Origin of the sequence: Archangium gephyra (assembly GCF_049060025.1) — a bacterium.
Lineage (GTDB): Bacteria > Myxococcota > Myxococcia > Myxococcales > Myxococcaceae > Archangium > Archangium gephyra_A.
Map to the genome: position 1 here is coordinate 9,958,215 of NZ_JBMEQQ010000002.1, position 20,762 is coordinate 9,978,976.

The following is a 20,762-nucleotide window of genomic DNA, read 5'->3' on the forward strand; positions in this document are numbered from 1 at the left end:
GATCCAGCCCTGGACTTTCCCGCGTGGCCACGGGGGTTGGGAGTGCGCAATTCGTAACCGGAGGATGTACGGAGTGCCCAAGGCAATCGTCTTCGAGGTGGATGGGACGCTGGTGGACACGAACGTGCTTCGTGCGCGGGCCTGGCAGGAAGCGTTGGCGCGTTACGGCCGTCAGGTGCGTCTGCCCCGGGTGCTCGCGCAGATGGCCCGCATGGGCGACCAGTTCCTCTCCGTATTCCTTCCCGAGGACGAGTACCTGCGCTACGCCGATGAGCTGGCGAGCTTCTACCGCGCGCTCTTCCATGAGGAGTATCTGCCGAAGGTGAGGCCCTTCCTCGGGGCCCCCGAGTTGCTGCGGCACCTGCGCGCGGAGGGGTGGCGCATCGCCCTGGCCTCCACCGCGGACCCCGACGAGCTGGAGCACTACATCGAGCTGCTCGGGGTGGAGGATCTCATCGACGCGCGCACCACGGACGCGGAAGTGGACCGCAACCGGTTGCACGAGGAAATTCCCGCGGAGGCGGTCCGGCTGCTGGGACTCGATGGCACCGACGACACGCTGGCCATCGCGGCAGTGCCCTACGACGTCGAGGGCGCCGTGCGGCTGGGAATGCGGTGTGTCGGGCTGGTGTGCGGTGGCTTCACGGATGAGGAGCTCCGGTCCGCCGGGGCCATCGGCGTCTTCGGCACGCCGAGGGATCTCCTCACGCGCTACGCTGAATCCCCCCTCGCCGCGCTCGGTTGAGCGGGGGAGGGCAGGCACCCGGCGTCAGTGTCGCGTGGGGTGGTCCGTCCTCTCGCGCCGGAGGTGCCCATGTTCTGGAAGGATCTTCGGCGCGAGACGCCGCCCGCGGAGTGGGAGGGCCTGGAGCTCACCGTGGACGGGCTCCCGGCCCCTTCCTGGCGGATCCAGGCCGCGCGGGGCGGTTTTCTCCGGCTGGTGAGCGGCGGCACGCCCCTGCTCTGGGCGCGCATGCATCCCTTCTGGGATGGGGTCTGGTGGCTCCGCTCCGGGGTCCGGGACACCAGCCCGCTCGCCCCGATCGACGCCCTGGAGCTCTCGCGGGTGGGCGAGGAACCCCGGAGCGAGGCCTGGCTCGCCGCCTGGGCGCGACACTTCGCCGGTGCGTTGGAGCGCTCCCCCCGCTCGCCCCTGCACGCGGGCACCTGGCGTCTCGAGCGCCCACGCGACGATTCCGAGGCCCGGGCGGAATGCTTCACGGTGGACAGGCTCCAGCACCTGCTCGAGCCCACCTGGGCGGGCTACAGGCACTGGCACCCCACCTACGGCAGCCAGGGGGTGTTGCCGCTGCGGCAGCTCGAGCCCGGGAGTGCTCGCGTCAAGGCGTGGCGCAAGAGCGTCCGGGACGGGCGGCTGCCCCCGGTCCTGCTGCTGTTCGTCAGCTCCCTGGACATGTTCGTCGTCCTCGACGGACATGATCGGCTGACCGCCGCGCTGCTCGAGGACACGCAGGCCCCGGTCCTCGTGCTCTGGCACGTGCACGCCGTGCGCTCCCCGTCCCGCCCCGATGTCCAGGAGGGCATCGAGCGGGGCTTCCTGCGCCTCGCGCAGGGCACTGGACGGTCCCCACCGGATGCGCGGACCCTCGACAGTTTGAACGAGAGGGCCATCGACGCCTGGGACGACCGGCCTCACACCCGGCCCAGGAGCCGGGGGTGGCCCCTGCCCGGCGGACGGGGGGCCTGGGAGCACGAGGTGAAGAAGCGCCTCCTCGCCCTGGGGCGCGAGGTGGACCCGGCCATTCACCGGGCGCTGCTCGACCCCTGAGGCCAGGTACGGCTCAGGCCGCCTTGGCGGCGTCCTCGGCCCGCACCGTGCCGTCTCCCGAGCCACCCGTGCGCGTCATGCGGCTGTAGAGCGACAGCGAGGGATCGAAGAGGAACTTCAGCCAGAGGGCCGTCCACGACGTGTGGTAGTGCAGCGTGTCGTAGAACTCGGGGGCGAGCTGGCGCACCTTCGGCAGGCGCGTCCAGGGCACGCGCATCACGTCGTGGTGCTCGTTGTGGTAGCCCACGTTGAAGGCCACCCAGTTGAGCGGCCCGTAATACGAGTACGTCTCCTGGGGCGCCTTGACGAGGAAGTGCTCCTGGATCCACCGCGCGCCCAGCGGATGCAGGCCGATGGCGAAGATGGACGCCAGGAACATGTAGACGAGCGCGCGAGGCCCCAGCAGCGCCCAGACGCCCGCGATGAAGGCGATCTGGATGGCGAAGTTGGCGATGTACCAGCCATCGACGAGCGGGATGCGCTTGAGCCGCGACACGCGCATGGCCTGGAAGGCCCAGAAGTTGAGCTCCCAGAACGCCTTGCCCCAGAAGGAGTTGCCGATCAGCTTCGCCTCGAACGGCGTGGCGAGGTCCGCGTCCAGCTCCGGATCCCCCTGAAAGCGGTGGTGGATGAGGTGGTACTTGCGGAACGAGGCCGCCGCCGGGAAGAGGATGGGCAGGTTGGTGAAGAGCTGCAGCACGGCGTTGAGGCGCGGGCTGCGGAAGACGAGGTTGTGGGTGCACTCGTGGATGAGCACCCACAGGCCGTGGTCGATGAAGGCACCCACCAGCCAGGCGGTGGCCAGCAGCGCCCACCAGGGCGAGTCCCGCAGCGCCCAGGCGATGGTCACCTGTCCGCCCACCAGCAGCAGGACGAACAGGGCCGTAATGGGAGTAGGGCCGCACAGATCCTTGATCTCGGGGTGGGCGCGCAGGATGGCGCGGGCACGCTCGAGATGGGGCTCTTTCTCCGTACTACGGGCAAACTCCAGGGGGCGCGACGGACTCAAGACGCTTCCTTTCAGTCGTACGAGGCGGGCGGGGCGCGCATCCTGGCACACCCCTCCCTCTCGACGCCACGCGTCATATCACCCGCCCTCACTCCAGTGTGAAGCTCTGGGCCTTGGCCTGGGTCTGGACCGAGTCGAGGATGGCCTTGTCGAGCGTGTTCTTGCCCTCCGAGGCCAGCTCCTTCTGCTTGCCGGCCAGGTACTTCTGCCGCTCCTGGCTGAGCTGCTGGATGCGCGCCTGCAACTGCGTGCGCTCCTTCTCCTTGGCCTCGAGCAGGGCCTTGCGCTCCTCGGCGCTCTTGCCGCGCAGCTCCTCGGGCAGCTCCTCGTCCTTGAGCGACTCCAGCTTCACCTTGCCCTGCTTCGTCCCGTCCACCAGGTCCCAGCTCGAGTTGTCGTAGAGCCGCGACGCCTTGGACATGGCGCGCGTGGTGGCGCTGACCGCGTTGCCGCTGGCGTTGACGTCCTGGGCCGCCTGGCGCTTCTTGGCCTCCGCGCCCGAGCGCCCATAGCTCAGGTACGTCTTGTTCAGCTCGACGCCCAGCTTCGCGATCTCCTCGTCCTGGGGCGCGGCGATCATGGCCACCGCCTGGTTCTGGTCGATGTTGAAGGGCTGCCCGCCCGCGAACCGCGCCGCCTCCGCCCAGCCGCCGCTCGCCCCGGCCTCCGGGGGGCCGCAGTGGATGGTGTTCACCATGATGCCGTGCTCCTTCGCCGCGGAGATGGCGGTGCGGAACGCCACCGGCCCCTGCGAGAAGGGCTCGTTGCCCGCGATGTAGATGAGCTTGAGGTCCTTCTTGGACTTGCTCCACTCGAGCTGCTGCGTGGCCTTCTGGATGGCCTGGCCGCAGAACTCGCTGCCGCCGTTGGTCTTCAGGGCGAAGAGCTGCTCGGACACCCGGTCCAGGTCCGTGGTGAGCGGCACCACCTGGCGGATGTAGCCGCCCTCGGCCGGGAGGGTGTCATTGCCGTACTCGTAGAGGGCGAAGCTCCAGCCGGGCCTGCTGGCCGTCGCGCTGGGCCTTCTGGAAGGCATTCACCACCGTCCAGAGCTGGCGCTTCGTCTGCTCGATGAGGCCGTCCATGCTGCTGCTGGTGTCCAGGAGCAGGGCGATCTGCACCTTGGGTGCGGAGATGGCCGCCTCGAGCGTCCCGGGCGCCACGGCGGGACGGGTCTGAGGAGGGGTGGATCGGGCGGGAAGGGGGGATTCCGCGGCGGCGGAACCGGGCAGCGCCATCAGGCCGAGATACAGGAGCGAGTGCTTGAGCATGGGGCCTTTCACGAACGGCCCCGGAAAAGGTTTTATCGGTCGCGTCGATGGCCCTCTAGAACCGCCAGCCCGCGCCGAGCAGCAGTCCCATGGCCTCGAACTTCTGGGGCACGTTGGTGCTGCCGGTGGTGGGCACGTACAGCGGTGAGTCCGCACGGCCCCGGTCCAGGTACAGCCTCGGGCGCAGGCTGATCTCCAGGTGCTCGGCGGCCACCATCATCACCGAGCCCTCCACCGCGAAGCGCAGCGCCACCCATTTGCGAGTGTCCGGGAGGTAGGAGGCCTCGGTGAGCAGGCCCAGGCCCGCCTCGAACCGGATGGGCGGCGGGCCGAAGCCGAAGGCGCCGCTCACGTACGCCGCCGTGTCGAAGTCCGCGGGACTCGTGCCTCCGGAGAACCGCACCGACTCTCCGTAGGACGCCCGCACGCCCGTGCGCAGCCGCAGCTCCTTGTCCTTCCAATGCATCAGCGAGGGCGAGACGGCGAGCTCCAGTCCACCGGAGGTGATGCCCGCCAGCAAGTAGAACGGAACCGGCTGGTAGACGATGGCGCTGTCCAGGGCGAGCTTGGTTCCCACCCCGAACCCCAGTTGCTGCGAGCGCGGCTGCTGGTGCGTGAGCTCGGTCACCGCCTTCCCGAAGACCTGACGGAACCTGCCCTGGAGCGCCGAGGCCGTCTGCCCCTTCAACAGGCCCGAGCGGAACACATAGCCCCGGGTCGCGAGGCCCTCCGTGAAGCGCTCGAAGTTGTTGCTCAGCGACAGCGCCGGATCCTTCCGCATCTTCCGCGAGACGGCCATGAGCGTCAGGACGTTCCGGCTCTCCGCCGTCTGGAGCCGGCCGCACACGGGCAGCGTCGCCGGCTCGTCGGCGTCGGACTGCTCGAAGGCCAGGAAGCAGTCGAAGAGGGGTGAGTCCACCTGCACCGTCGTGGGCGGCGCCTCGGGGTTCGCGTGGGCCAGCATCTGGAACAGGATGCGGGTGTCCGACTCCTTCGACACGAAGTGCCACGCATCCACCATGCCCCGGTGGAAGTCGAAGGTGCGGAAGTCCTCGTCGAGGAAGGCGCTCATGGCGAGCAGGTACTCACCCGCCAGTGGCGCATGGCGCACCGGCACGTCGATGCGCTCGCGGATGTCCGGCTCCGTCTCCAGCGTGTCCATGAGCTGGGTACTCATCGCCGTGCCCGCGAAGCCCGCCAGCAGATCCTGGTAGGTGTCCAGCAGCCCGGGGCCGGCAAGGCGCTGCTGCTCCTGGACCGCCCACTTCCAATCCACCGCGTTGGGATCGAAGTAGAGGAAGCGGTGGCTGTCCCGGAGCGCGCTCATCTCCCACTTGGACATCCGCAGCGCCAGGTCCAGCGGGTTGTTGTTGTAGATGCCGCCATCGGCGAACCGGGAGGTGGTGTCCTCCACCCACTTGCCCGTCCGGGTGTCGAAGTAGCTGTGCGGGATGACACGCGGCTCGAAGGCGGTGGGGAACGCGCCCGAGGCGGCCACCATGTTGAAGACGTTGTCCACGGGAATGGGCTTCCCTTCCGGCCGCGCCAGCCGGGGATAGAACGTGGAGTAGGGCGCCGACCGGGTGTCGTCGCACCCCGGGAAGGGGCAGAACTCGGGGGCCTGCTGGGGGCCTCCCTGGGCGGTGAGCAGGAACTTCTCGGTGAAACGCGCCAGCCGCAGATGCTCTCCCGTCCGGCTGTGGCTGGTCTGCGAGAGCTCGATCTCCCGCCCCTGGAGCCGGGTGGTCGTCGCGCCCAGGGAGAACCTGCAACCCTGCCAGCCGCTGGGGTCCAGGGTCTTGAGGCGCTCGATGGCCTCCATGACGGGCTTGGACGAGAAGGTGTGGTCGGTGCCCACGCTCCCCGGCTGGAGCAGCGTCTCCAGGTCGAGCGTGTTCCACGTCAGGAAGAAGAGGCTCTCGCTGGGAATCCGCTCCGGCGCGCGGCAGCCCGCGTACGCCGAGAGCAGGGCATTCACCGAGCCCGCCGACGCACCGGTGACGATGGTGAAGCCGCTGGGAGGATCCTCCGGCAGCGCGAGCCCGAATTTCCGCAGCGAATTCCGGTGCCCGGAGCCCATCGCGCGCAGCACCGCGGCGCGGTCATGGAGGAACAGGGTGTAATAGTAGAGGAAGCCCGCCTGGTACGAGCCCAGGCTCACCCCGCCGGAGACGACGAGCGCCGGTGGCGCGCCGACCCGGTTGCCGAACCGGGTGACCCCCTGGTTCAGGCCGGCCTTCAGCGCCTGGGTGACTCCCTCCCGGGACGTCTGGAACGTCTTCAAGTCCCGCTGCCCGCCCAGCGCCTCGAGCGCTCCGATGAGCTCCACGAAGAGGTGCGGGTTCTCGCGGATGAACCTCGGGAGCGCGGCGTGGAGCGCCTGGGCTTCCCTGGCGAGCGTGTCCCCGTGGAGGGAGGGGGCCAGGGCGGACTCCATCCGGGCGCCATGGATTTCGATGGCCTGCTGGGCCGCCATCAGCTCCGCCTCGAGGTGGGCGGCGATGCCGGAAGCGTCGAGCGGCGCTGGAGGGGTGGGCGGCGCCGCGAGCGCCGGAGACAGAGCGAGCAGCGCCACGGCGCAGCGCACCCACGGAATGATGCTGGATTTCATGTGCCCCCTGGGGTGGGGTGGCCGCGGCCCCCCCCGATGGCAGCATCGTACCATCACCGGATTCCGGATCGCCCGGCCGGGGGGCGGGCAGGCGCTCCGCTGCGCATCGGGTCCGGTCGGTGCTACCGTCGCGGCCGCATCCCGCTGTCCTCAAGGTTCGTCATGCGCCGTCCGTCGTTCGCCATGTCCAGGCGTGGTTTCTCGCTCATCGAGCTGATGATCGTCGTGGCCATCATCGGCATCCTCGCCGCGGTGGCCATTCCGAACTTCCTCAAGTTCCAGTCCCGCGCGAAGCAGGCGGAAGCCAAGTCCAACCTGCGCACCTGGTTCACCACCCAGCGCTCCTTCCTGCAGGAAAAGGGCATGTACGCGGAGGCCCACGGGGCCGTCGGCTTCTCGCCGGAGCGCGGCAACCGGTACGCCTATTACTTCGCTCCCACCCGCAGGTGTGAGGAGCGCAAGCTGGAGGGCGTCACCGTTCCCGAGTCCGCCAACTGCATCACCGTGGACGAGGGCAAGTTCAAGGTCCCCACCGCCACGCCGGCCCCCATGCCGGTCAGCTTCAGTTGGGCCACGGGCGACGGCGACGCGCCGCAGTCCCCGGGACTCTCGGGCGCATGCCCCGGCTGCAACATCGATGCGTTCGCGGTGGGCAACCTCGACAACGAGACGGGCGGCCTGGACACCTGGCACGTCGCCACCAAGGACGCGAAGCTGAGCACGCCGCCGTGTGGCAACAGCGAGGTGCTGATCGTCGCGGGCGTGCCCTTCAACACCTACAACGACGTCGATTGCGATCTGTGACACGGCAGTGAACGGGGCCGCGCCCGTCCGGCGGCCAGGGGGAGGGTATGACGCAGCAGCCGCCACCTTCCGGGAATCGGCCCACGGCAAGGGATCTGGAGCTGTACGCCGTGGGCACGCCCGCCGCGCCGAGGTTGTTGCTGCCCTCCGGTAGCGAGGCCCTGGCCATGCTCGTGCGCCGGGGTTTCCAGCCCACCGTGGCCCCGTTGGACCTGCCCTTTCCGGCGGACCTCGAGGGCGAGGCGGCCGAGCGGCTGGCGGAGCACCTCGGCCACTACGCCTTCCGCCTCTTCCTCCGGGGCGCCATCCTGCGGCGCGGCGGCTTCTCGCCCACCGAGGCCACGCGCTACGTGGGGGCCGCGCAGGCCGCGAAGACGGCCGAGGAGCTGGTGGAGCTCGGGCTCGCCGAGCGCGAGGACGGCGGGCGCTACCGCCTGCGCTACCCGGCCCACAACTTCGGCGGCACGCTGGAGTGGTACGTGGCGCGCGAGCTGCGCCGGCGGCTCGGCTTCGACGTGGCCGTGGGGGTGAAGTTCCACGCGCCCGAGGTGGGCGGAGACCTGGACGTGGTGGCCGCGGCGGAGGGCCGGCTCCTCTACCTGGAGATGAAGTCCTCGCCGCCCAAGCACCTGGCCTCCGACGAGGTGGGCGCCTTCTTCCGGCGCGTGCGCGTGCTGCGCCCCCACCTGGCCATCTTCGTCATGGACACCGCGCTGCGCCTGTCCGACAAGGTGCTGCCGTTGCTCCAGGCCGAGCTGAGCACCCAGCCGCCTCCACCGCCCCGGCGCGTGGTGCGCGAGGTGTGGGCCCTCACCCCGCACCTCTATGTCGTCAACGCGCGGCAGGACTTGATGGGCAACATCGCCGCCGCCATCGCCGAGGGGCTGCGGGGCTCTCACCTCCCGCCCCCTGAGCGCCTCAGCGCTCCGCCGCGGGCTGCTGCTGGTGGCTCACCACGCGCTCGGCCTGCTTGCCCACCAGCTCCGAGTAGTGGTCGTGCCGCGTCACGAAGCTGCCCAGGCCGGAGGAGGCCGAGCGCAGCTCCACGATGAAGCCCTGCATCTCCGCCTGCGGAATATAGGCGGTGAGCACCTCCCAGCCGGGGACCTCCGGGTGCGTGTCGAAGCCGAGAATCTGCCCCCGGTGGCTGGTGACGAGCCGCTGCGCCCGGGGAATCGCCTCGTTGGGCACGTGGATGTCCACCTGGAGGATGGGCTCGAGCAGCACCGGCTCCAGCTTGGGGAGGATCTCCACCAGGGCCAGGCGCCCGGTGGTGCGGAAGGCCTGATCCGAGCTGTCCACCGAGTGGTAGGTGCCGCCGGTGAGGGTGACCTCCACGTCCACCACGGGGAAGCCGAGCGGCCCGCGTTTCAGGCCGTCCTTCACGCCTTCCTCCACCGCGGGGACGTACTGCTTGGGGACGGCGCCGCCCACCACCGCCGAGGTGAAGCGGAAGCCCTGTCCGTGCGGCAGCGGCTTCACGTCCACCACCACGTCGCCGAACTGCCCGTGTCCGCCGGACTGCCGCTTGAAGCGCGCATGGTGCGAGCCCGTCTTGCGGATCGTCTCCCGGTAGGGGATGGGCAGCGGGCGCGTCGACACGGGGACCCGCAGGCGTGTGCGCAGGTGCTCGAGGGCCAGCCGCAGGTGCAGCTCTCCCTGTCCCCCGAGCAGCAGCATCTGCGTGTCCGCCTCCTGGTCCACCGACAGGGAGGGATCCTCCTCCACCAGCCGGGACAGGGCGCTCGTCAGCTTCACGTCATCCGTGCGCTTCTCCGCGACGATGGCGAGCTGGTGCACGGGCGGCGGTGCCAGGGGCCAGTCCTTGGGGGTGAGGAGGCCCTCGGCATCGGCCAGGTCACCCGTGCGCAATGCGTCCACCCGGGACACCGTCACCACCTCGCCCTCGCGGGCCGTCCCGGCGGGCGTCTGCTTCGCTCCATGCACCCGCTGCACGCCGCCCACCCGGCTGCCGGCCAGCGTGTCTCCCTCGTTCAGCCCGCCCCGCCAGATGCGCACCATCGACAGCTTGCCCACGTGCGGCTGGTGCTGCGTCTTGAAGGCCTGCACCAGCAGGGGGATTTCACCGGGGATGCCCAGGCGCGCGCGCGTCTCGTCCACCGTGGGGGCCTCGTGCCGCAGGCCCTTGAGCAGCCGCTCCAGGCCCAGGCCCTGCTCCGCCGAGCCCAGGAAGACGGGCACCAGCCTGTCCTCGCGCAGCGCCCGCTCCAACTGCTCGTAGAGGGCTGGCGGTGGAGGAATCACGTCCTCGAGGAGCTGTGCGAGCAGGGCATCGTCCAGGTCCGCCAGCCGCTCGATGAGCTCGCGCCGCGCCGTCTCCTCGCGCGGTTTGTCCGAGTCCGGCAGGGAGAGGAGCGCGGGCTTGCCCTCCTTGCCCAGGCCCCACGCGCGCTCGCTCACCAGATCCACCACGCCCACCAGGTGCCCGCCCTCGCGCAGCGGGATTTCCCGCATCACCAGCGGCCGGGAGGAAACGGCCTGGAGCGCCTCGAGCACCTCCCGCACCGGGGCGCCTCCCTCCTCGAGCACGTTGAGGAAGAGCAGGTGGGGGATGCGCCGCGCATCCAGGAAGGTGAAGAGGGGCGCGAGGGCCGCGGCGCGCTCGGGCGAGGCGTCACACACCACCACGGCCGCGTCGCTCACCATGAGGGCGTGGCGCGCCTCCTGGGCGAACTCGGTGGCGCCCGGGGCGTCGATGAAGGTCCACTCCTCTCCGAGGAAGCGCGTGTGGGCCACGGACAGCTCGAGCGTCATGCTCCGTCCGGTGGCCCCACCGCTCCCTCCCACTGCCCGTAACTCCTCGGCCCCCGTGGACTTCAACAGGGATTCGAACAGGGTCGTCTTTCCCACGCCCTGGGGTCCTACGAGGGTGACGACTCTCGGCGACGCGGGATGTTTCATTACCTGGCCCTCCTGCAAGGCAGGTCTGCTCTGCAGGGAAGGTGGGTCTCCCGCCCACGCACCGGAAGCGCCGTCTCCGGCGTGGGCGAGGGCCTTTCTCCATGCTCGCCCGTCACGTCCGGTGCGCGACGGCGGTCTCGTCCTCACGGGAGTACCGGGCGGCGGAGACTCCGGGTGAGGGGGCCCGCGAGGGCATGCCACGCGTTGAGCCGTCAGCGCGTGAGGCGGGGGTCCACGCCGGTGCCCTCGTCCGTGCTCATCGGAATCCACCAGCGCTCGCTCCCGGAGAGCCCCTCGCGCGAGCTGTAGAGCACCGCCACCACGCGGCCCAGCAGATTCTCACGCGGCAGCAGCCCCCAGACGCGGCTGTCCGCCGAGTTGCCCCGGTGGTCCCCCAGCACCAGGTAGTGCCTCGGCGGAATCTCCAGCTCGTCCATCCAAGGTCCCTGGTCCGGCTCGGGGTGCAGCGCGTGTTTCGCTCCCGGCAGCAGCTCCAGCCGCGCGCCGTCCTCCGTCTGCTCCTGGGCCACCCGCTGGCCGTTGAGCACGAGCGCCTCGCCGTCGAAGGCGATGCGGTCCCCCGGCACCCCCACCAGCCGCTTCACCATCACCTTGCCGTCAATGGGCGAGTCGAAGACGACGACGTCCCCCCGCGCCGGCTCCGTCTCGGTGAGCCAGGTGTGGGTGAGGGGGATGCGCAGCCCGTAGGCCCGCTTGTCCACCGCCAGGTGGTCCTTGATGGCGAGCGTCGGCTCCATGGAGCCGGAGGGCACGTGGTAATGGTCCGCGAAGCTGGCGCGGCCCACGAAGAGCACGCCCAGCGCGGCGACATCCAACAGGTACAGCTTCCACCTGGGGCGGCTCGTCTTCATGTCGGGGGGGGAGTCCATGGCGATCTCCTCGGCAGGCCTTCCATTGTACGCCCGGCGGGCCCGGTCATTGCTTCCACTCCCGGTACATAGACGCAGCGAGCCGGCGCGAGTCGCGCGGTCCATGGGACGCATCACTTGTGGAGTAGGCCAACCCGACGCGATCGGTTACCCTCTGGAGTAGGGGCACGGCCCGGTACGGAGGAGCGTGCCGGGCCTCGACAGTGAGGTGCACGCGTGAAGAAAGAGCCGGAGGGGAGCCAGGAGGAATGGGAGACGCTGGGGCCGTACCAATTGCGCGAGCAGGTGCCGCAGGACGAGCACCACCAGGGGGAACTCTACCGGGCCACGCACGAGACGAGCGGCACGACGGCCCTGGTGTTCAAGCCCGCCGAAGGAGACGGAGCGCCGCCGCCCGGCGACTGGCGGGTGCGCTGCGTGTCCTCGGCCGAGCCTGGCTACGTGGCGCTGGAGGCGGAGGACTCGCGCTGGGCCGTGGCTCCCGACAAGCACTCCGTGGAGGCGCTGATGTTCCTGTTCGAGGAGGTGCGCGAGGGCATGGGCCGGATGGCCGCTGCCTTCCCCTCCTACGACGAGCCTCGTCCATGGAGGCGCCTGGGGTTGGCGCTGGCGGGCGTGGCCGCGATGTGCGCCGTGATCTTCGTCCTGGTGCGCATGGCCTCCGCGCCGCCAGATAGTGCGGCCCCCATGGCGGGAGCCGCGCCGGAGTCCGTGTCCCATGCGGAGCCAATGGATGGCGGGATGCCCATGCCTTTCAAGAGCGCCTGGCTCACGGACACCATGCCCGAGGGAAGAGCGTTCGCTGATCCCCTGCCTCGCGAGCCCTTCAAGGGGCAGAAGCGCCCCCCATGCAACCGCCGCATCGAGGTGGAGATCAACGGCGCCTGCTGGGGGCCTCACAAGCTCAAGGCCCCATGTCCGGAAGAACTCTACGAGTACAAGGGAGAGTGCTACGTGCCCCTCTTCAGCGCCAGGCCGCCGCCCCAGTCGGTCGGGCAGTAGGGCTCCCTACTGCAAACCCAGCTCATGGTCCCAGTCATACGCCAGCTTCCTGGCAACAGTCCGGGCTACAGCTCGCTCGGGTAGGTCTCCGGGGGGCTCGTCGTGGGCACGGCACGATCCCTTCCTCGCTTCGCGTCCCACCAAGGGGCCCTGGCCTGGGCGCCTCGAGGCTCGACGTGAGGCCTGCCTCGCGGGGGCAAACCCCCCGAGGACCCGAGCCTGGCGAGGGCGGGGCGAGGGGCGGCGCGCTGTCACATCTGCGTGTGCGGATGCTCAGTCTTGGTTCTTGCTTGGAAGGAGTCTGCCCATGGCCAAGGATGGGAATGACCGGAGCGCACAAGAGTCGGCGAGGCAGGGAGGGCACCTCTGGGCAGGGTGGCTCCAGGCGAGGCCCTTCATCGTCCTGCTGCTCTTCGCCTGCCTCGTGGTGGCCATCTGGCACTTCGTGCTGAAGAACGCGGAACTCTGGGTCAACAATGTGTTCATCATCGTCGCCCTCATTCCCAGCATGCTCGTGCTGGGGATGGTGATGCTCGGCCACCGGCGGGCCCTCATCGCGTATGAGGAGCTGCTCCGGTGCTACCGGGGCTACACCCGGCGCTACGCCACGACGCGCGGACTGGAGAGCGCTCACCCCCTCTTCTACCCGGCGGAGGTGGGGGAGGAGGAGTTCCGCCGGCAGCGCCCGCACCTGGCGCAGCTGCTGCTCGGCACGCTGGGGCTCGCGGTGCCCTTCCTCATCGTCGCGGCCTTCTCCCAGGCGCTCCTCGACGGGGACTCCAGTTTGCCCGGGCAGGGGACGCAGCTCCTCCCCGCGCCTGGCTCCGAAGGGTTCTTCCGCCACGAGGGCGTCATCGGCTCGGTGTACGCGGGCTATGGCGTCTACACGTATACGCTCGTCCGGCTCTTCTTCCGCTTGAACGCGGCCGCGCTCTCCTTCGAGTTCCTCGTCACGCTCACCTTCCGGGCGCTCATCGTGCTGGTGCTCGGCTTCGTCGTGGGACAGTCGCAGCTCTTCTCCGACCTCCTGTCGATGGATCGCCAGTCCGCCTTCGTCTATTTCTCCATCGGAGCCTTCCCCGGGTGGGCACTCCAGGCGCTGCGCCGACGGTCGAAGTCCATCCTCCGGCCCGTGGTCTCCGGCGAGAAGGAGCTGTCCCTGGAGTATGTGGATGGCATCAACGAGCAGGTCTCCGACCGGCTCGAGGAGATGGGCATCTCGAACATCCAGCACATGGCCAACTCGGATCCCGGAGAGCTGTCCGTGCGGCTCTTCCATCCCCTCAACCGCATCATCGATTGGATAGACCAGGCCCTCCTCATCTGCCACCTGAGGGAGAAGATTACCTGCGCGCGGCAGCTGGGCATCCGAGGCGCCATCGACATGCAGCGCCTCGTGCGGCTCGCCCGGCAGCCCGAGCCGGACGCCGGAGCGCGGGAGGCGCCCCGCCCGGAAGGCGCTTCGAGGAGGCCGAGCCAGCAGGCCCGAGCGGTGCTCGCGGAGCTGGCGCGCCGCGGAGAGCTGGAAGCTCGACGCCCTCTACCTCCTCGGGGAGAGTTTCACGGATGACCTGCGGGTGGACTTCCTGGCCCACCTCTGCCGCCGCGGCATCGTCTCGGGCTCGCGCCGGGAAGCTCGAGCGCTCCATCGATCGGGCCCTGAAGGACTGCGGCATCCCCCTCGCGGGAGAGGCTGGCCCCGAGAGGCAGTGGGAGCCACGATGGATGGAGAATCCGAACCTCCAGGACCGGTTCCTCCAGGCCCTGTCCGCGGAGCTTCTCCAGGCTGTCGCTCTCGTGGGACGGAGGCTTCGAGTCCCTGCGCGCGGCTTCCAGCCTGGAGGAGTTCCACGAGCTGCTCATCCAGGAGTTCGAGATGCGGCCTCTCCAGCCCCACCGGGGGCCTTCCGCCCTGGAGCGGGAGGCGCCACTGCACCACTGAGGAGCCACCCCGCGCGGTGGTGTAGCCCAAGCCCCCACTGCTGCGCGGGCCGAGGGCCTGTGGCATACAGGGGGCCATGTCCGACCCCCTCCACGTCCGGCTCGAACAGCTCCTGGCGCTCGGTCGTACTCCCGAGGCCCTCGCCGCCGCCGAGGCCCTGGCCACCGAGCTCGCCAGGCAGGGCCAACCCCTGCGCGCCATCGCCGTGTGCCGGGTCCTCCTCCAGCTCGAGCCGGCCCATACGCGCACCCCGCAGCTTCTCGCGGACCTCTACGCGAAACCCGCTCCGGGCGCCCCCGCTCCCACTCCGGGCGCCGCTGCCCTGCCGCGGGTGCCCCTCTTCTCGGAGCTCGCCCGCGAGCCCTTCATGTCCCTGATCAGCGTGCTGGAGCCGCGCTCCTTCGCGCCCGGACAGCCCCTCATCAACGAGGGCGAGACGGGCCGCTCCTCCTTCGTCCTCGTCGAGGGGAAGGTGAACGTGGTGCGCAAGATGGACGCGGGCGAGCCGCGCACGCTGTCCTCGCTGGGGGAGGGGGAGTTCTTCGGGGAGATCGCCCTCGTCTCCGAGAGCCCCCGGCTGGCGAGCGTGGTGGCCGACCAGCACGTCCTGGCGCTCGAGCTCCACCGCACGCGCATGGATCGCATCGCCTTCAAGTACGCCTCCGTCGGCGACACGGTGCGGGCCTTCTACCGCGAGCGGTTGCTGGCCAACGTCCTGCGCAGCCATCCCGTCTTCTCCGCGCTGCCCCCCGCGCAGCGCGAGGCGCTGTCCCACATCTTCGAGCTGCGCACGGTGGAGGCGGGCCGCGTCCTCATCGAGCAGGGCCAGCGGGGCGATGCCTTGTACCTGCTGCTCAGCGGCCAGTGCACGCCCCTGTTCCGCCGCCCCGATGGGCAGGAGACCGCCTTCCCCCCGCTGCGCGAGGGCGATGTCTTCGGAGAAATCTCCCTGCTGCTCGGCCAGCCGGCCACCGCCACGGTGCGCGCGCAGACGCCCTGCCACGTGCTCCGGCTGGGCCGCGAGCCCTTCGAGCAGTACCTCTCCGGCCAGCCCGGCATCCGCGCCGCCCTCATGCGGCTGGGCACCGAGCGGCTCCTGCACATCTCCAAGCTGCTCGCGGGCGGCCGGGCGGTGCACGAGGGCGACTCGCGCGTCTCGACTCAGCTCCGGCCGCGCGTCTCCAGCCACTGCTTCACCAACGCGGGCACGCCCTCGCGCAGGGTGGGGTAGTGGAACTGGAAGCCCGTGCCGTGCAGGCGCGCGTTGGACAGCCGCGCCTCGCTCGTCAGCGAGTCCGTCAACACCGGTCCCAGCAACAGCCGGCACAGCCACCGGGGCACGAACACCTTCCGGTAGGAGACGCCCAGCGCCTCGGCGGCCACCCGCGTCAGCTCCCCGAAGGTCGCCGGCTGATCATCCACCACGAAGTAGCGCCGGCCCACCTCGCCGTGCTCCAGCAGGTGCAGCAGCGCCCGCGCGCAGTCCTCCACGTGGATGGGGGACATGTGGTGCGTGGTGGCCTCCTTCAGGCCGAAGATGCGCTTGCCCGCCTTCAGCGGCACCAGCGCGTACTCCACGAACCAGGAGCCCAGTCCGTACACCGAGCCGGGATAGGTCTCCACCAGCGGCAGTCCGCGCTCCAGGTGCCGGGGGAGCGACTCGATGGCGGGCGCGATGTACGGGCCCCATCCCGTGGGCCTCGGCGTGGCGTCCTCCGTCACCAACCCGGGGCCCTGGTCCCCGTAGTAGCTGGTGCCCCCGACGTAGAGCACGCGCCTCACGGTGCCCGGCTTCAGTGACTCCAGCAGCAGCGAGTCCATGCGCAACCGCTGCTCCCGGTAGGCCAGGGCCCGTTGGTGCGTCACCCGGGCCCCGAAGGTGAGCGGCTGCGCGAGGTGCACCACCTCGTCACTCGCCGCCGCCTCCTCCTGCCACGGCCCCGGGGTGAGCAGGTCCCCCTGCACCACGCTGACACCCTCGTGCTTCCACCGCTCGGCGGCCCGCGCATTCCGGGTGAGCACCCGCACCCGGTAGCCCGCCTCCAGCGCCAGCGAGACGAACCGCGTGCCGATGAACCCCGTGCCACCCGTGACGAACAGACGCTTCACCGTGAGTCCCTCCACTCCCATTCCCCCGGGATGAACGCTTAGCGCACCCGGGCACATGGCGGAAGCTCACATGGCGCCTCTTCAGTGGGCGACGGTGCAGACGCCTCCTCCGTTGAGGTGCGCCTGATCCACGATGCTCTGGGTGACGAACTCCTGGAGCGTCCGCACCGTGTAGGCGCCCGGCTCGTAGACGACCGGCCTGCCCTGGGCGTCCTTCAGCTCGCCGCCGTCCAGTCCCCGGAGATCCAACAGCCGCTGCCCGGCCAGCCCCTCGGGGGTGATGACCTGGTCCGCGTCCGCCGTGGCCGCGAAGGCGTCGAAGCGCAGCTCCACCCCCCGGTGCGTGCCGAGCCGGTCATAGAACATGTGCTCGGCGTGGATGGTGACCTCCGCCTCCGCCACCGAGCTTCTCCGGCACCACGAGCCCCAGCGTCCCGTCCACCCCGTTCACGCAGTCCACCATGTGCGCGCTCACCGGGAAGCCCATGCGGAACGTGTAGATGCCCACGCCCCCCTTCACCGCCACCCCCTCCACCCAGTAGCTGTAGCCGCGCTCGCGCATCATCGCCAGGTCCCCGGCCGAGACGCCGCCGTCCGGCAGCTTCGTGTCCTCCCTCGGCGGGCTCACCCGGAAGCCCACGCTCCAGCGCCCCGCCGCCAGCCCCTTCAGCTCCGTGAGCGGAATGTCTCCCTTCTGCACGTCCACCAGCACGTGCTCGCCCGACACCCGCCGCTCTCCCGCCGCCGACGTGAGCGTGAAGTCCCCCAGCGACACCAGGTACTTCGTGAACTGCACCGACCAGCCGTCCTGGAAGAGGTGGCTCGGATAGCCCCGCTGCGTTCCATCTCCTCCGCTCATCGTCACCCGGACGTCCCCCTCCGCCACCGGCTCGCAGGATGTCCCCGCCAGCGCCACCCCCACGAGCACCGCGCACCACGGCCTGGACTTCAATCTCTGGAAACTCATGTATCAGAGAGGTAGTTGTAACAGTGTTGCGAGTCAAGCCGGGGATGGTGTATCCCTCCGGCCACCCCCGAACGAGGTCTTCACCCGTGATGTGGATTTCCAGTCTGGTGCTCCTCCTGCTGAGCGCCACGGCCGAAGCCCCCGTGTTCCCTCCCGTCCCCCTGGAGGCCGCTCCCCCCGTCATGCCCGCGGATGCGCCCACCCTGGCCGCTCCCGTCACCGTGCTGCTGCGCCTCACCATCGACGAGGCCGGTGAGGTGTCCCGCGTGGAGGTGCGTGAGTCGGCCGGAGGGGTTTTTGACCGGGCCGCCATGGCCGCTGCCCTGCGCTGGCGGTTTCAGCCCGCCCGGCGCGGCGAGCTGCCCATCGAGGTCCAGGCGGATGTTCCTGTCACGTTTGCGCCGCCCGTAGACCCTCACCCCAGCCCTCTCCCAGAGGGAGAGGGGGTTGACGCGGAGGCAACCCAGGGGGCGGATACCCTCACCCCGACCCTCTCCCGGGGGGAGAGGGAGAGGAGTGGGGAGGCTCCTTCGTTCGCCACCACCGTTCGCGGCCAGGCCGCTCCTCCTCCTCCCGCCGCCGTCGGGGATTTTCACATCCCCATCGGCCAGCTCGCCGATGTGCCTCGCAACTCCGCCACCGAGCTCATGTTGCTCGCTCCCGGCGTCATGCTCGCCAACCACGGCGGCGAGGGCCACGCCGAGACCATCTTCATCCGGGGTTTCGACGCCGGTGAGGGCAAGGACGTCGAGTTCCGCCTCAACGGTGTTCCCCTCAATGAGGTGTCCCATGCCCACGGCCATGGTTACGCCGACACCTATTTCATCATCCCCGAGCTGGTGGACTCGCTGCGCATCACCGAGGGCCCCTATGACCCCGCTCAGGGTGACTTCGGCGTGGCCGGCTCCGTGGAGTACCAGCTCGGCCTGAAGCGCCGCGGCCTCACCGCTTCCGCCAGCTATGGCAGCTTCGCCTCGCGCCGCCTGTCGCTGGTGTGGGGGCCTCCCGAGTCCAGTGAGGCCAACTTCGTGGGCCTGCTGCTGCGCCAGGGCCATGGTTTCGGTCCCAACCGTGCCTACGCCAACGCGGGCGCCATGGCTCAAGTCGAGTTCCGCGTCGGCGAGGAGACCCGGCTGCGCCTCTTCGGCGCCAGCTACGCCGCTCGCTTCTCCTCGGCGGGCGTCGTCCGGGAGACGGACGTGGTGGACGGCCGCATGCCCTGTGCCACCGGCTCGGACTCCCAGTTCTTCTGCCTCCATGATCCGAACCAGGGCGGGGCAGGGCAGCGCCACATCGTCTCCGCCGAGCTGCAGTCACGGCTCCGCCGCGGTGGGCGCTTCGTCCAGCAGGGCTTCGTCGTGGTGCGGCAGATGCGCCTGCGCGACAACTACACGGGCTTCCTCAACGACGTGCCTCCCGTGGGCGAGCAGCCGCGCGGCGACAACACCGAGCAGTACTACCGCGGCACCACCGTGGGCCTGCGCGGGCGCTACTCGCCGGGCCTCACCTTCCTCGGCCAGCCGCAGCCGCTGGAGCTGGGCTACCTCGCGCGCTTCGATGATGTACTCACCCGCGCCCGCCGCCTGCGCGACCACGGCGGCGCGCCCTACGCCACCCTCTTCGACAACCAGGTGCGCACCACCAACCTGGGCGCCTATGCCTCCCTGCGCCTGGCTCCGCTCTCCTGGCTCACCCTGCGCGGCGGCCTGCGCCTGGACACCTTCCTCTTCAGCGTGGAGGACCAGAACCGCCCCGCCTCGGACCGGCAGGGCGAGCGCATCCCCGAGGAGTCCATCGAGGCCTACGGCTTCTTCGCCAGCCCCCGCATCACCGCCGAGGTGCGGCTGACGCCCCGTCTCACCTGGCTCACCAGCGCGGGCCTGGGCGCACGCTCCAGTGACGCCGCGGCGCTGTCCGACGCGGAGCTTCGCCCCCTATGCCCGCGTCACGGCGGCGGAGACCGGCCTGGGCTGGCGGCTCGGGGGCGAGGGGCGCCCCTATGAATTGGAGGCGCGCGGTGCCCTCTTCGCCACCCGCGTCTCCCAGGATCTCGTCTTCGACGAGACGGCCGGCCGCAACCAGCCCGTGGGCCCCTCGCAACGCCTGGGCGCCTTCGCCACCGCGCGCTTCACCCTGGAGCAGCGGGTGGACATCCAGGCCAGCGCCGCCTGGGCCCGCGCCACGCTCCCGGCTCCCGGTGCCCCCCAGTGGAAGGTGTGGGAGGGCACCGTCATGCCCTACATCCCCCACCTCCTCGGCCGGCTCGATGCCTCCGTGCGCGGAGACCTCACCGTGTCCGGACAGCCGGTGGGGTGGAACCTCGCCCTGGGGCACAGCGCCATCGGCCCCAAGCCGCTGCCGCTCGACCGCTACAGCGAGCCCGTCTTCCTCTTCGACGCCGCGGCCCGCGCCCGGTGGAAGTGGATGGAGCTGGGCCTGTCCGTGGAGAACCTGCTCGACGCGCGCTGGCGCGAGGCCGAGTTCAACTACGTGTCCAACTTCCGCGGCCCGGACGCACCCGCCTCGCTGCTGGCCACGCGCCACTTCGCCGCGGGCGCCCCGCGCACCTTCCGAGCCACCTTCACCCTCTACCTGGACCTCCAGGACGAGGAGCTGCCATGACGACTCCCTTCCGCACCACCCGCCGTGCCTTCACCACGCTGCTCGGGACCGCGCTGCTCGGCGGCGGCTCCGCCTGCGGACTGTCCGGCACCGGCGGCCGGGCCATCATCTTCCGCATGGGCCTGCGCACCGCCCGGGCCCCCGGCGAGACGCTGCCGGGCCACTTCACCACCGACACCGGCTGGCGCGTGGCGCTCACCTCCGCGCGCATGGTGCTCGGCCCCATCTACCTCTTCGAGAACCCCTCGCCCCTCCAGAAGAGCCCCACCGGACGCTGGTGGCGCCGCGCCCTCGACGTGCTCGCCCCCACCGCGCACGCGCATGAGTCCTTCTTCGCCGGCGGCCAGGTGCTGGGCGAGTGGGACCGCGAGGTGGTGTATGACCTGTTGGGCGAAGGCGGCGGTACGCGGGTGCTCGGCCGCTCCCCGGGCATCGCCGGCGTGGCGCGCTCCTTCTCGCTGCTGCTCCAGCCTCCGTCCCGGGCGCTCGGCGCGGAGGCGGCACCGCTCGAGGGGCGCTCGGTGCTGCTGGAGGGCACGGCCTCGCGCGACGGGCGCACCCTGGCCTTCCGCGCCGCCCTGGACTTCCCCCCGCCGGTGGAGCTGCAGCGGGTGGAGTTCGTCCCCACCGAGGTGGAGCTGGAGGACGAGGGCCTCTTCATCGTGGAACTCCAGCCGCACCGCTGGTTCGAGGGCACCCTCTTCGAGCGCCTGGAGGTCCCCCCGGGCGGCGTGGCGGTGGCGGTGCCCCCGGAGAGCCAGGTGCACCGCGCGCTGCTCGTCAACGTGCGGCGGCACACCGCCTTCAGCGCCGCCTGGGAGTGA

Annotated in this window: 16 protein-coding genes and 1 pseudogene; 8 read left to right on the top strand and 9 right to left on the bottom strand. The window is 70.5% G+C overall.

Annotated elements, in window-relative coordinates:
- Window positions 1–73: 73 nt before the first annotated feature.
- Entirely contained in the window at window positions 74–745 is a 672-nt protein-coding gene (locus ACN28I_RS43520; protein ID WP_420947761.1) for an HAD family hydrolase, read from the top strand.
- A 69-nt stretch (window positions 746–814) separates the two neighbouring features.
- The gene (locus ACN28I_RS43525) at window positions 815–1,789 is read left to right on the top strand and encodes a hypothetical protein (RefSeq protein WP_420947762.1); all 975 of its coding nucleotides are present in this window, start codon (window positions 815–817) and stop codon (window positions 1,787–1,789) included.
- Window positions 1,790–1,802: 13 nt separating this feature from the next.
- Here ACN28I_RS43525 and ACN28I_RS43530 read toward each other — a convergent pair whose 3' ends face one another.
- From ACN28I_RS43530 to ACN28I_RS43545, 4 genes are all read right to left on the bottom strand, one after another.
- Window positions 1,803–2,798, bottom strand: a complete 996-nt coding sequence (locus ACN28I_RS43530; protein ID WP_420947763.1) for a fatty acid desaturase — start codon at window positions 2,796–2,798, stop codon at window positions 1,803–1,805.
- An 88-nt stretch (window positions 2,799–2,886) separates the two neighbouring features.
- On the bottom strand, window positions 2,887–3,834 hold the full coding sequence (locus ACN28I_RS43535; protein ID WP_420947764.1) for a vWA domain-containing protein: 948 nt from the start codon (window positions 3,832–3,834) through the stop codon (window positions 2,887–2,889).
- A complete protein-coding gene (locus tag ACN28I_RS43540; protein ID WP_420947765.1) occupies window positions 3,761–4,069 on the bottom strand; it encodes a hypothetical protein in 309 nt (102 codons plus the stop codon). The genes ACN28I_RS43535 and ACN28I_RS43540 overlap by 74 nt, the downstream gene beginning before the upstream one ends.
- Window positions 4,070–4,124: 55 nt before the next feature.
- Window positions 4,125–6,680, bottom strand: coding sequence for a patatin-like phospholipase family protein (locus ACN28I_RS43545; protein WP_420947766.1), 2,556 nt, complete (start codon window positions 6,678–6,680; stop codon window positions 4,125–4,127).
- Window positions 6,681–6,842: 162 nt separating this feature from the next.
- On the opposite strand from ACN28I_RS43545, the gene ACN28I_RS43550 reads away from it, so the two are divergent.
- On the top strand, window positions 6,843–7,484 hold the full coding sequence (locus tag ACN28I_RS43550) for a type IV pilin protein (protein WP_420947767.1): 642 nt from the start codon (window positions 6,843–6,845) through the stop codon (window positions 7,482–7,484).
- 918 nt (window positions 7,485–8,402) lie between these two features.
- On the opposite strand, the gene ACN28I_RS43555 is transcribed toward ACN28I_RS43550, so the two are convergent.
- The gene (locus ACN28I_RS43555) at window positions 8,403–10,406 is read right to left on the bottom strand and encodes an elongation factor G (RefSeq protein ID WP_420947768.1); all 2,004 of its coding nucleotides are present in this window, start codon (window positions 10,404–10,406) and stop codon (window positions 8,403–8,405) included.
- Window positions 10,407–10,618: 212 nt separating this feature from the next.
- Window positions 10,619–11,296: a signal peptidase I gene (gene lepB / locus ACN28I_RS43560; protein ID WP_420947769.1), complete on the bottom strand. Its 678-nt coding sequence runs from the start codon at window positions 11,294–11,296 to the stop codon at window positions 10,619–10,621.
- Window positions 11,297–11,512: 216 nt separating this feature from the next.
- Here lepB and ACN28I_RS43565 point away from each other — a divergent pair, with 216 nt between their 5' ends.
- The 3 genes from ACN28I_RS43565 to ACN28I_RS43575 all read left to right on the top strand — a co-directional run bounded on the left by ACN28I_RS43565 (window position 11,513) and on the right by ACN28I_RS43575 (window position 15,471).
- Complete coding sequence (locus ACN28I_RS43565) at window positions 11,513–12,298, top strand: hypothetical protein (protein ID WP_420947770.1); 786 nt, start codon at window positions 11,513–11,515, stop codon at window positions 12,296–12,298.
- 307 nt (window positions 12,299–12,605) lie between these two features.
- Window positions 12,606–13,868 carry a hypothetical protein gene (locus tag ACN28I_RS43570; protein WP_420947771.1) on the top strand — a complete coding sequence of 421 codons (1,263 nt, stop codon included), beginning with the start codon at window positions 12,606–12,608 and terminating at the stop codon, window positions 13,866–13,868.
- A gap of 448 nt (window positions 13,869–14,316) precedes the next feature.
- A complete protein-coding gene (locus tag ACN28I_RS43575; RefSeq protein WP_420947772.1) occupies window positions 14,317–15,471 on the top strand; it encodes a cyclic nucleotide-binding domain-containing protein in 1,155 nt (384 codons plus the stop codon).
- On the opposite strand, the gene ACN28I_RS43580 is transcribed toward ACN28I_RS43575, so the two are convergent.
- The 3 genes from ACN28I_RS43580 to ACN28I_RS43590 all read right to left on the bottom strand — a co-directional run bounded on the left by ACN28I_RS43580 (window position 15,402) and on the right by ACN28I_RS43590 (window position 17,301).
- Entirely contained in the window at window positions 15,402–16,349 is a 948-nt protein-coding gene (locus tag ACN28I_RS43580; RefSeq protein WP_420947773.1) for an NAD-dependent epimerase/dehydratase family protein, read from the bottom strand. The genes ACN28I_RS43575 and ACN28I_RS43580 overlap by 70 nt on opposite strands.
- A gap of 81 nt (window positions 16,350–16,430) precedes the next feature.
- Window positions 16,431–16,751, bottom strand: a complete 321-nt coding sequence (locus ACN28I_RS43585; protein ID WP_420947774.1) for a hypothetical protein — start codon at window positions 16,749–16,751, stop codon at window positions 16,431–16,433.
- Complete coding sequence (locus ACN28I_RS43590) at window positions 16,705–17,301, bottom strand: hypothetical protein (protein WP_420947775.1); 597 nt, start codon at window positions 17,299–17,301, stop codon at window positions 16,705–16,707. The genes ACN28I_RS43585 and ACN28I_RS43590 overlap by 47 nt, the downstream gene beginning before the upstream one ends.
- Window positions 17,302–17,405: 104 nt before the next feature.
- Between ACN28I_RS43590 and ACN28I_RS43595 the strand changes: the two are divergent.
- Window positions 17,406–19,938, top strand: a pseudogene (locus ACN28I_RS43595) (TonB-dependent receptor domain-containing protein).
- Complete coding sequence (locus ACN28I_RS43600) at window positions 19,935–20,762, top strand: hypothetical protein (RefSeq protein ID WP_420947776.1); 828 nt, start codon at window positions 19,935–19,937, stop codon at window positions 20,760–20,762. Before ACN28I_RS43595 ends, ACN28I_RS43600 begins: the two are co-directional and overlap by 4 nt.

Coding starts and splice junctions, on each gene's coding strand:
- ACN28I_RS43525 (WP_420947762.1), top strand. CDS start 815: ATGTTCTGGAAGGATCTTCGGCGCGAGACGCCGCCCGCGGAGTGGGAG.
- ACN28I_RS43535 (WP_420947764.1), bottom strand. CDS start 3,834: ATGCCTTCCAGAAGGCCCAGCGCGACGGCCAGCAGGCCCGGCTGGAGC.
- ACN28I_RS43540 (WP_420947765.1), bottom strand. CDS start 4,069: ATGCTCAAGCACTCGCTCCTGTATCTCGGCCTGATGGCGCTGCCCGGT.
- ACN28I_RS43545 (WP_420947766.1), bottom strand. CDS start 6,680: ATGAAATCCAGCATCATTCCGTGGGTGCGCTGCGCCGTGGCGCTGCTC.
- ACN28I_RS43550 (WP_420947767.1), top strand. CDS start 6,843: ATGCGCCGTCCGTCGTTCGCCATGTCCAGGCGTGGTTTCTCGCTCATC.
- ACN28I_RS43555 (WP_420947768.1), bottom strand. CDS start 10,406: ATGAAACATCCCGCGTCGCCGAGAGTCGTCACCCTCGTAGGACCCCAG.
- lepB (WP_420947769.1), bottom strand. CDS start 11,296: ATGGACTCCCCCCCCGACATGAAGACGAGCCGCCCCAGGTGGAAGCTG.
- ACN28I_RS43570 (WP_420947771.1), top strand. CDS start 12,606: ATGGCCAAGGATGGGAATGACCGGAGCGCACAAGAGTCGGCGAGGCAG.
- ACN28I_RS43575 (WP_420947772.1), top strand. CDS start 14,317: ATGTCCGACCCCCTCCACGTCCGGCTCGAACAGCTCCTGGCGCTCGGT.
- ACN28I_RS43600 (WP_420947776.1), top strand. CDS start 19,935: ATGACGACTCCCTTCCGCACCACCCGCCGTGCCTTCACCACGCTGCTC.